The sequence below is a fragment of the uncultured Sphingomonas sp. genome (assembly GCF_964244265.1).
Classification (GTDB): domain Bacteria; phylum Pseudomonadota; class Alphaproteobacteria; order Sphingomonadales; family Sphingomonadaceae; genus Sphingomonas.
On the sequence record NZ_CAXTHV010000051.1, the window covers coordinates 1 to 10,842 of the forward strand.

A 10,842-nucleotide genomic window follows, 5' to 3' on the forward strand; every position below is an offset into this window, starting at 1 on the left:
TCATAGCCCCTTCCTCTCAGGAGTTAGGGCCTCCGACAAACCCGGGGCGGTTCAGGATGGGATCCAGATCCAAGGCTTTGCGGATGAAGTCGCGCAGCGCCACGACGAGCGCATCGATATGGACCGGCCGTCCCGCGACCAGTTCGCGCGCGGCGCTCTCCGCCAGGCGGACATGCTCTTCGGTGCCGAGCAGGATGATGTCCGACAGCGCCGCCTCGACCGCATCGCGGATCCGCCGCGAGCGGTCCGATCCGGTGCCGTCCTCCGTGCTCGGTTCCAGGATCGCCGTGGCTTCGCTCCCCACGACCGGTTCGTCGCGTCGGCGCAGGTCGCGCAGATGCGTCGGATCGACGGCCAGGTTGCCGGTGAAAGAGCCGCCCAGAACCTTATAGGCGGCGATCAGCGTGCGCAGCCGTTCGTTGATCTGACGGTTCATGCGCTCGCGGCGCTGCTGGATCGTCACCATCGTCATCAGGCGGATGCCGACGCCGATCAGCGTGAACAAGGCAAGGCCGAGCAAGGTCGTCAGCAGGCTTTGCCATGAGCTGAAGTCGATGTTGCGCAACTGCGCCTCCTTCTCTCATACCGTTCGACGACCGATAGCGGCGGCCTGCCCTCAGCGAACGTCTCCGTCGATCATGTCGCGGATCTTGGTGGCGAGCTCGGTCATGACGAAGGGCTTGGTAATGACCTGCATGCCGGGCTCCAGATGGCCGTTTCCGACGGCCGCGTTCTCCGCATAGCCCGTGACGAACAGCACCTTGAGATCGGGGCGCGCGATGCGCGCGGCGTCGGCGACCTGGCGTCCGTTCATGCCGCCGGGCAGACCGACATCGGTGATGAGCAGGTCGATGCGGCCGCCGCCTTGCAGGAACTTCAGCCCCGCAGCGCCGTCCTCGGCCTCCAGCGCCTGGTAGCCGGCCTCCTCGAGCACCTCGACGATCAGCATCCGCACCGTCGGCTCGTCGTCGATCACGAGCACGGTTTCCTCATGGCTTCCTTCCGCGGCTGTTTCGGGGTCGCTTTCCGAGAAGGCATCGAGCGCGCCCACGAAGCGCGGCAGGTAGAGGCACATCGTCGTGCCTTTCCCCTCTTCGGAATAGATTCGCACCTGGCCACCGGACTGGCGGACGAAACCATGGATCATCGACAGCCCCAGCCCCGTGCCCTGGCCGATCGGCTTGGTGGTGAAGAACGGATCGAACGCGCGTGCGATGACCTCCGGCGTCATGCCCGTGCCGGTATCGGTGACGCACACCGACAGATACTGGCCCGGCGGCAGCTCGCGTTCGCGCGACGCGCGGTCATCGAGCCATTTGTTGGCGGTCTCGATGGTGATCCGCCCGCCCTCCGGCATCGCATCGCGTGCGTTGATCGCGAGATTCAACAGCGCATTTTCCAGCTGCGAGGCGTCGATCCGCGTCAGCCAGAGGCCGCCGGCGCCGACCACTTCAAGCTCGACATCCGGGCCGATGCTGCGCCGGATCAGATCCTCCATGCCCGCGATCAGCTTGTTGACGTCCACAGGCTTGGGATCGAGCGTCTGGCGGCGCGAGAAGGCGAGCAGCCGCTGCGTCAGCGCCGCGGCGCGCTTCGCGGATGCCTGGGCGCCCTCGATATAGCGTCCTACCTCGCCCGTGCGGCCCTGGCTCAGCCGCATGGCGAGAATCTCGAGGCTGCCGCTGATCCCGGCGAGCAGGTTGTTAAAATCGTGCGCGATGCCGCCGGTGAGCTGGCCGATCGCCTCCATCTTCTGCGACTGGCGCAGCGCCTCCTGCGCACGGGCGAGCGCCTGCTCCTGGTCCTTCTCGGCGGTGATGTCGCGGGCGCTGGCGTAGAATTTGTCGTCGATCGGCACCACGACCCAGGAGAGCCAGCGATATGCGCCATCGAGGCGGCTCTTGTAGCGGTTCTCGAAGCGCAGCACCGGCTGGCCGGCTTTCACCTCCTCGAGCGCCGCATAAGTCTTCGGCAGGTCGTCGGGATGGATGAACTCGAAGATCGGCGTGCGCGCGACCTCCGCCTCCGGCAATCCCAGCACCGTCAGCCAGGCGGGGTTCGACTGCTCGAAAATGGCGTCGGTGTTGAGCACGCCGAGCAGATCGGGCGTGACCTGCCAGATGGTGCCGCGCTCGCGAGTGCGTTCCAGCACCTGGCGCTCCAGGTCGGCATTGAGCGCTCGCAACGCCTCGTCGGTACGGCGGCGGCCGGTCTCGTCGCGGGCGATCTTGATGAAGCCCTGCGCGTCGCCCTCACGTCCGCTCGGTAGCGGGCGGATCGAGCCGTTCATGAACACCCGTCCGCCGTCCTTGCGCACGTGCCAGCGTTCGTCGTTGGCAAAGCCGTCGCGCGCCGCCGCCTCGAGCTCGAGACCGTCGACGCCCGCCGCGCGATCCTCGGGGGTGAAGATGATGCCGGCAGGACGGCCGACCGCCTCGTCCTCGGTCCAGCCGAAGACGGCCTCGGCGCCCGCCGACCACGACGTGATCATGCCCCGCGCATCCGTCGTCAGGATGGCATGATCCCTCGCGCTTTCGATCACGAGGCGCAGCCGCTCGTCGCTCGCGCGCAGGGCGGAGGCGGCCTTGACGCGGGCCGTCACATCGGCACCTTCGCAGAAGATCGCGGTGACGCGGCCGCTGGCATCCTTGATGGGCTGGTAGACGAAATCGACGATGCGCTCGCGCGGTGGCCGGTCGGCGACGGCCTGTTCCCAATAGACCGCACCGTCGGCGACATAGGGTTCGCCGGTCGCGAACACCCGGTCGAGCAGGGCCAGGAAGCCCTGCGCGACCGCGTCGGGCAGCGCCTCGGCGAACGTCCGCCCCAGCAGCGGCCGGTTGCCGGCCAGCTCGACATAACCTGGATTGGCGAGCTCAAACCTGTATTCGGGACCCCGCAGCAGCGCCATGAACGTCGGCGCCTGCTCGAACATCTGCGCCTGCTGCTCGCGCTCCTCGGTGGCGCGGCGCTCGGCCAGAACCCGCGCCGTCGTCTCGTTGACGATGCAGATCACCCCGCCCGGCCAACCATCCTCGCCGAGCACCGGCGAATAATCGAGGTCCATCCACGTCGGCTCGGGCCTGCCCGAGCGATCTAGGACGAGCTCCTGGTCGCGATAGGCGAGCGTGCCGCCGGCCAGCACGACCTTCATGACATTGTCGTTGAAATCCGCGACTTCGGGCCAGCCCTCGCGCACCTTGCTGCCGAGAAGCCGGGGATGCCGCGTGCCCGCGAACGCCGAATAGGCGTCGTTGTAGATCATATGGCCCTCCGCGCCCCAGAGCATGACCATCGGCACGTGCGATCGGACGATGAGCGCGGTCACGATCCTGAGGCTCTGCGGCCAGCCGGTTACCGGACCGAGCGGCGTCGCGGCCCAGTCGAAGGCGGCGATGAGCGCCGCGGTCTCCCCGCCGTTGACGAGAAAAGCCGGCATCGCCTGGGATTCGACATCGTCTTGCAGGGGACCGACCTCCATTCCAGCGAGCTGCTTGGGCACGATTTTCCCGATCGCGGCGTGCCAGGGGATAAAGCGGGACGGTATCGGTGTGAAGCCGCCTCAGGCAAGGCCGGTCTTCCCGAACGATCACGCGCTGCACCGATTTCACGAGAGCACCACGGCTGTTCGGAACCGGAAGGGGCCGCGGGTGGAACTCGCATCCGCCTCCGCCGGTTGGGTGCCGGCATGCAGGTAGCGGTACGAGGTTCCGGGCAGCGGCCCGCCATTTTCGGGCCAGCCGTTTCCGGGCCAGCCGTTTCTGGGGATGTCCTGCCCTGGATCGGCACCAAACCCGGAATTCCGTATTTCGTCGACGAGCATGGCCGCCCCTGGACACCCATCGGGCAAAACGACGCCATCACCTGGCCGGACCTTCAAGGGCTGTTCCGGCGGCGCGATCTGGGCGCGGTCGAACGGCATCTGCGATGGCTCAAGGCGCATGGCGTGACATGCCTTCGCCTCATGCTCGAATATTGCCATGGCGAGCACCGGTATTTCGAACGCCCCGCGGGCCACTTCTCCCGCAACATGGTCGGGCTGTGGGACGACCTGTTCGCGCTGCTGGAGGATGTCGGTCTCCACGTGCTTCTAACGCCTTACGACACGTTCTTCATGTGGATCCGCTGGCGCCACCACCCCTATAACCGCGCCAATGGCGGGCCATGTAGCAGTCGACGCAGGTTGATCACCTGCCCGACCACCCGCGCGGCCGTGAAGGTGCGCCTTGCCTTTGCCAGCGATCGCTGGGGCGGCAGCCCGGCGATCTTCGCCTGGGACCTCTGGAACGAGATGCACCCGGCGCATGGCGGCGACGATCCGGCGACGGCGGCGCCGTTCATCGACGATATCGGCGCGTGGTTGCGGACGTTCGAAATCGAACGACACGGCCGGGCGCACCTGCAGACGGTGTCGGTCTTCGGCCCGGTGCTGTTGAATCATCCCACCCTGGCCGAGCCGATCTTCCGCCACCCACGCCTCGATTTCGCGTCGACCCACCTGTACGAGAAGGGCACGATTGATGCCCCGCGCGACACCGTCGCCCCCGCCGTCGCGGTGGGCCGGCTGATGCGCGCCGCGATCCGCGACGCCGACGATCTTCGGCCGGTGCTCGATACCGAACACGGCCCGATCCACAGCTTCAAGGATCGCAGGAAGACTCTTCCCGAAGCCTTTGATGACGAATATTTTCGGCATATCCAATGGGCACATCTGGCGAGTGGTGGGGCGGGCGGCGGCATGCGGTGGCCCAACCGCCACCCCCATGTCCTGACGCACGGCATGCGCCGCGCCCAGGCGGCGCTCAGCCGGTTCGTAGAGCGTATCGACTGGAGCAGCTTCCGCCGCCGCAATCTCAACGAGGAAGTCTCGTGCAGCCAGAACAGTGTCGCGATCTTCGCCTGCGGCGACGCGTCGCAAGCATTGGTCTGGCTGCTGCGCACCGATACGATCACGAAGCAGGGCCTGCTTCGCGATCCCGCCCCCGCTCTCGACGTGAGCATATCGGTTCCGGGGCTGGACGCGGGCCGCTATGACATCGACCTGGTCGATACGAGGAGCGGCGACACGGTCGCGCGCCAAACGGGCACGGCCGTCAACGGGGCGCTGACCGTGGCTGCGCTGATGTTATCGAGCGATCTGGCGGTAGCCATCACCAGGCAGGACCGACGTTCCGCTTCATAGGCATCTTGTATTCGCCCAGGACGGCCGTCATGGCTTCTAAGTCCGTGCTTCGCGTTGTCACAGTCGCAGATCGGGAGAATCGCCATCGCCACTTTCATGTTCGCGACCGGCATCGAGAACAGCGTACCCACCATCGATGGCGGGCAGACACGTATCGATGAGATGGAGATCTGTGGTCATTATCGCTATTGGCGGGAGGACTTCGCCCTCGTCCAGGACATGGGGATCGACTATCTCCGGTTCGGGCCGCCCATCCACAAGACGTGGCTCGGCGCCGGAAGATATGATTGGGAGTTCGCCGACCAGACGTTCGCCGAGTTGAAGCGACGCAATATCGTGCCGATCGTGGATCTGTGCCATTTCGGCGTGCCGGACTGGATCGGCGACTTCCAGAACCCGGACTTTCCCCAACAATTCTCCACGTACGCGCTGGCGTTCGCCGAGCGTTTCCCGTGGGTGCAGCTCTACACCCCGGTCAACGAGATGTATATCTGTGCCACGTTCTCCGCACGCTACGGATGGTGGAACGAGCAACTGAGTAGCGAGCGCGCGTTCGTCACCGCACTTAAGCATCTCGTCAAGGCGAACATCTGGGCGATGCAGGCGATCCTGAAAGTTCGCCCGGACGCGATATTCATCCAAAGCGAATCGTCGGAATATTTCCATGCCGAGAGCCCGGCCGCCATCCGCTGCGCCGAAGTCATGAATTCTCAGCGATTCCTGTCGCTGGACCTCAATTACGGGCGCCGCATTGATTCCGAGATGTACGAATATTTGCTGGATAACGGCATGACGCGGGAGGAATATCACTTCTTCCTCGACAATCGCCTGAAGCAGCACTGCATCATGGGGAACGACTATTACGTCACCAACGAACATCGGGTGGCGGCCAACGGCTCGACGCGCGCGTCAGGCGAGATTTTCGGGTATAGCGAGATCACCCGTCAATATTATGACCGTTATCACCTGCCGGTGATGCATACCGAGACCAACCTAGTCCAGGGGCCGCTTGGGACCGAGGCGGTCGACTGGCTATGGAAGGAATGGGCCAACGTGCTGCGCGTCCGCAACGACGGCGTGCCGGTCGTCGGCTTCACCTGGTATTCGCTGACCGATCAGATCGACTGGGACAGCGCGCTTCGCGAGCAGAACGGCAACGTCAACCCGCTCGGCCTCTATGATCTGGATCGCAAGATCAGGCCAGTCGGCCAAGCCTATAAGCGCCTGATCGAGCAATGGCGCGATGTGCTGCCGACGCAAAGCATGTGCCTGACCGTACCGGTGGTAATGCCGGATGAAGCCGGCGACACGCATGCGAAAAGGCAGATCGCGCGCGCGAAGCGAATGACCAAGACGCAGCCGACCGCGCCTGCCGTACAGGAGAATGGATGATGGACCGCCGTTTCGAAGACAGGGTGGCGATCGTGACCGGCGCCGCCAGTGGTATCGGTGCCGCCATCGCGGCACGCCTCCATGCCGAGGGCGCCAAGGTGGCGGTCGCCGACCTGAAGGCGGAAGCTGCCCAGGCCGCCGCCGCGAAGCTGGTCGCCGATGCCGGAGGAGAGGCGATCGGCATCGCCTGCGACGTCGGCGCGGAGGAGCAGGTCGAAGCGACGGTGCGCGCCGTCCTCGACCGGTTCGGCCGGGTGGACGTGATCGTCAACAATGCCGGGCTGATGACGTTCAAGACGCTGGCCGAGTTCACCGGCGACGACTGGCTGAAGGTGCTGCGGGTCGACCTGCTGGGGGCAGCCTTCTTCACCCGACAGGGCTTTCTGCACTTCGGCGAAAAGGGCGGCGCGATCGTCAACATCGCCAGCGTCCACGCGGTCGAGACCAGCGCCAACGCTGCGCCTTACTCCGCCGCCAAGGCGGCGTTGCTGTCGCTCACGCGGACTAGCTCGATCGAGGGGCGCGACGTCGCGATCCGGGCGAACGCCGTATTGCCCGGCGCCATCGACACGCCGATGTTGTGGGAAAATCCCAACGTGAAATCGGGCGCGGAGACGATCGATAAGCGCGATGTCGGCACGCCGGCGGACATTGCGAACGCGGTCGCCTTCCTCGCCAGCGAGGACGCCCGGTTCATTACGGGCACGACGCTGGCGGTCGACGGCGGGCGGCTGGCCAGATTGTGACCGGCCCGCGGCTCACCCTTTGCGCGGGCGCGCTGGAGGTGCAGCTGCTTCCCGCGCTCGGCGGGAGCATCGTCCGCTTCGATCGTATCGCCGGAGGGCAGCGGCAGCCGCTGTTGCGGGGGACGAACGCGGCGATCGCGGATGTCGGGGAGGCGGCGTGCTTTCCGCTGGTTCCGTTCGCCAACCGGATCCGCGGCGGTGCCTTCCTCTGCGACGGACGCGAGATCGTGCTGTCGCCCAATATGGCGGGCGATTCCAGCCCGCTCCACGGCCAGGGCTGGCGCGCGGCGTGGGAGGTGCGCGAGGCGGACGGCGATCATGCCGTCCTCTTCTTCCGTCATCCGGCCGGTGAATGGCCGTGGGATTATGAGGCGACGCAGCGCGTCGACCTCGACGAGCACGGCCTGTCGCTGGAGCTGTCCTGCCGCAATCTGTCGCCCCAGCGGATGCCGTGCGGCCTCGGCTTCCATCCCTATTACCCCTGCACGGCGGAAACCGTGCTCGACACAATCGTGGCGAGTGCGTGGACGGTCGACGCGGCGGTCCTGCCGGTCGACAACGTGCCGGCGGCGGGGCGGTACGACCTTCGCGCGCGGCGCATCTGCGGCCAGGCGCTCGACAACGGCTTCGACGGCTGGGGTGGGACGGCATCGATTACCTGGCCGGGCGAGGACGTATCGCTCCGCCTGTCGTCGCCCGATGCCGCGCGGTTCCAGGTCTACGCTCCGGCCGGCGGCCGGCTGTTCGTCGCGGAGCCCGTCCAGAACGCCAACGCTGCGCTCAATGCGCCGCAGGCCGACTGGCCGACCCTGGGCATCACGCTGCTGGATCAAGGCCAAAGCACCGTGCTGCGCGCCAGGTTCGAGGTCCAGATGAGCAGCATTGAAAAGCCAAGGACTGATGCATGTTAAGAGGTTGAGCTGCCTTGGTCTCTCTCCAACGCGGAGGAACAACGGCGGTTACGAAGGGTTGATCTGGTTCATTCAGCAGCAAGGGTTCGATATGCACCAGGACGGCAAGCATGAAGCATGTGGGCGGGCCAACCTGGAATATCTGACGGACGAGACGACGCTGCTCTGCTTCAGCCATCTCCGTTGGAACTTCGTCTTTCAGCGGCCGCAGCATCTCATGACGCGCTTTGCCGAGACTGATCGGGTCGTGTATTGGGAAGAGCCGCGCCGGGTATGCGGCCTGGACGAGCCGCGTCTCGATGTGAGGACCTGCCACCGGAGCGGCGTCGTGGTCGTCACCCCTGAATTGGGCGAAGAGGTGGGCGCGGAGGCCGAAGGCGAGGTCCTGAAGCGGCTGCTCGATGATCTGCTGGCCGGCGCCAAGGGTCCGATGGTGCGCTGGTATTACACGCCGGTGATGCTGCCGTTTTCCGAACATGTCGCGGCAGCCTGCGTGGTCTACGACTGTATGGACGAGTTGGCCAACTTCAGGAACGCTCCGCCCGAACTGCTCTCGCTGGAGCAACGCCTGCTCGATCAGGCGGACGTGGTCTTCACCGGCGGGCACAGCCTCTATGAGGCGAAGCGGCATCGCCACGCGAACATCCATCCCTTCCCATCCAGCGTCGATGTCGTGCACTTTGCCGCCGCGCGAGAGCCCGGGCCGGCGCTGGCGGATCAGGCCGGGCTGCGCGGTCCGCGGCTGGGTTTCTATGGCGTGGTCGACGAGCGGATGGACCTGGACCTGTTGGCGAGCCTCGCCGATGCCCGGCCGGAATGGTCGATCGTGATCGTCGGACCCGTCGTCAAGATCGCCGAGGACGACCTGCCTCGGCGGGCGAACATCCACTATCTCGGCGGGCGCGACTATGCCGATCTGCCGGCGTATCTGCGCGGGTGGGACGTGGCGCTGATGCCGTTTGCGATCAACGACGCCACCCGTTTCATCAGCCCGACCAAAACCCCCGAATATCTCGCTGCCGGATGTCCGGTAGTATCGACGCCGGTCACCGACGTCGTGCGGCATTACGGCCATCTGGAAGGCGTGCGCATCGCCGGCACCGCCGCGGCGTTCGTGCAGGCTTGCGACGAGGCGCTGGCGCTGTCACGGCAGGGCGGCTCCTGGCGGGTCGCGGTCGACGCGGCGCTGGCGGACCTTTCGTGGGATAGCACCCATGCACAAATGGCGCGGCTCGTCGAACAGTCGATGCGGAGCAACGTGCGCTCGATCACCCCGGCCCTTGCCGCCAGGCGCGAGCGGTCCAAGCATTATGACATCATGGTGGTCGGCGCGGGCTTTGCGGGCGCGGTCATGGCCGAGCGGCTGGCCGCGGGATCGGGCAAGAAGGTGCTCGTCGTCGACCGCCGTCCGCACGTCGCGGGTAATGCCTTCGACCGGCTCGACGCTGCGGGCATCCTCTTCCATCAATATGGCCCGCACATTTTCCACACTAATTCCCACGACATCGTCGACTATCTGTCACGTTTCACGGAGTGGCGCCCGTATGAGCACCGGGTGCTGGCGCAGGTCGACGGCAAGCTGGTGCCGATGCCGATCAATCGAACGACGCTGAACATGGTCTACGGCCTCGACCTCGATACGGACGAGGATGCAGAAGTTTTCCTCGCCGGCCGCGCCGAGCCGGTCGATGTGGTGCGGACCTCGGCGGACGTCGTGATCTCCAAGGTCGGTCGCGATCTCTACGAGAAATTCTTTGAAGGCTATACCCGCAAGCAATGGGGCATGGACCCGTCGGAACTCGACAAGTCGGTCACCTCACGCGTGCCGACACGGACCAGCACCGACGATCGCTATTTCACCGACAGCTTCCAGGCGATGCCGCTGGAAGGCTATACGAAGATGTTCGAACGCATGCTCGATCATCCCAATATCGACGTGCTGCTGGGCGTCGACTATTCTGACGCCGGCGAGACCTATTCGCACGACCACCTCGTGTTCACCGGTCCGATCGACGAGTATTTCGGCTATTGCTACGGCAAGCTGCCCTATCGCTCGCTGCAATTCCGGCACGAGACGCATGATGTCGAGTGGTTCCAGCAGGTCGGCGTGGTCAACTTCCCCGATCCGGCGGTGCCATGCACGCGCGTCAGCGAATACAAGCATTTCACCGGCCAGCGGAGCCCGCGCACCAGCATCACCTATGAAATTCCCAGCGCCGACGGCGACCCTTATTATCCGATTCCGCGGGAAGAGAACCAGGCCTTGTTCAAGCGTTATGAGGCGCTGGCGGTCGCCCAGCCCGACGTGACGTTCGTGGGGCGGCTCGCGACGTACCGTTACTACAACATGGATCAGGTCGTCGGTCAGGCGCTCGCCGCCTATCGTCGGATGACCAATGCGGCCGCGATGACCCCGAACGGCGGCGCGGCGCCCGCTCCCCCCGCCAATGGCATATTGCGTTCCGTGGGTCACGCCACAGCGGCGTAGCGCTCCCTTCCCTTACCTGGCGAGCGGAGAGGCCTCATCGCCTGCGAACAGGCTCGCCACGTCGTCGTAGTGAACCGCCCCGGGTTTGCCGGAGGCCATTGGTTGTGAGTCACGCCGCCATAC

Annotated in this window: 6 protein-coding genes and 1 pseudogene; 5 read left to right on the forward strand and 2 right to left on the reverse strand. The window is 65.6% G+C overall.

From position 1 onward, the window contains the following. Positions 1–55: 55 nt before the first annotated feature. Positions 56–565: pseudogene (locus ACFE7K_RS15070) on the reverse strand (hypothetical protein); the annotation flags it as partial. A gap of 51 nt (positions 566–616) precedes the next feature. Continuing rightward, positions 617–3,265 carry a PAS domain S-box protein gene (locus ACFE7K_RS15075; RefSeq protein WP_375399017.1) on the reverse strand — a complete coding sequence of 883 codons (2,649 nt, stop codon included), beginning with the start codon at positions 3,263–3,265 and terminating at the stop codon, positions 617–619. Between ACFE7K_RS15075 and ACFE7K_RS15080 the strand changes: the two genes are divergently transcribed. The 5 genes from ACFE7K_RS15080 (at position 3,266) to glf (ending at position 10,719) form a co-directional block, all read left to right on the forward strand. After that, positions 3,266–5,182, forward strand: a complete 1,917-nt coding sequence (locus ACFE7K_RS15080) for a hypothetical protein (RefSeq protein WP_375399018.1) — start codon at positions 3,266–3,268, stop codon at positions 5,180–5,182. A gap of 96 nt (positions 5,183–5,278) precedes the next feature. Next, entirely contained in the window at positions 5,279–6,574 is a 1,296-nt protein-coding gene (locus ACFE7K_RS15085; protein WP_375399019.1) for a family 1 glycosylhydrolase, read from the forward strand. Next, positions 6,574–7,320 carry an SDR family NAD(P)-dependent oxidoreductase gene (locus ACFE7K_RS15090; RefSeq protein WP_375399020.1) on the forward strand — a complete coding sequence of 249 codons (747 nt, stop codon included), beginning with the start codon at positions 6,574–6,576 and terminating at the stop codon, positions 7,318–7,320. Before ACFE7K_RS15085 ends, ACFE7K_RS15090 begins: the two co-directional genes overlap by 1 nt. Further along, on the forward strand, positions 7,317–8,231 hold the full coding sequence (locus ACFE7K_RS15095; RefSeq protein WP_375399021.1) for an aldose 1-epimerase: 915 nt from the start codon (positions 7,317–7,319) through the stop codon (positions 8,229–8,231). The genes ACFE7K_RS15090 and ACFE7K_RS15095 overlap by 4 nt, the downstream gene beginning before the upstream one ends. Before the next feature lie 217 nt (positions 8,232–8,448). Next, the gene (gene glf / locus ACFE7K_RS15100; protein WP_375399022.1) at positions 8,449–10,719 is read left to right on the forward strand and encodes a UDP-galactopyranose mutase; all 2,271 of its coding nucleotides are present in this window, start codon (positions 8,449–8,451) and stop codon (positions 10,717–10,719) included. The last annotated feature ends 123 nt before the right edge of the window (positions 10,720–10,842 follow it).

Bases quoted from the DNA above. Each gene is read 5' to 3' on its own strand.
- glf (WP_375399022.1), top strand. From the start codon at position 8,449: ATGACGCGCTTTGCCGAGACTGATCGGGTCGTGTATTGGGAAGAGCCG.
- ACFE7K_RS15085 (WP_375399019.1), top strand. From the start codon at position 5,279: ATGTTCGCGACCGGCATCGAGAACAGCGTACCCACCATCGATGGCGGG.
- ACFE7K_RS15080 (WP_375399018.1), top strand. From the start codon at position 3,266: ATGGCCCTCCGCGCCCCAGAGCATGACCATCGGCACGTGCGATCGGAC.
- ACFE7K_RS15075 (WP_375399017.1), bottom strand. From the start codon at position 3,265: ATGATCTACAACGACGCCTATTCGGCGTTCGCGGGCACGCGGCATCCC.
- ACFE7K_RS15090 (WP_375399020.1), top strand. From the start codon at position 6,574: ATGGACCGCCGTTTCGAAGACAGGGTGGCGATCGTGACCGGCGCCGCC.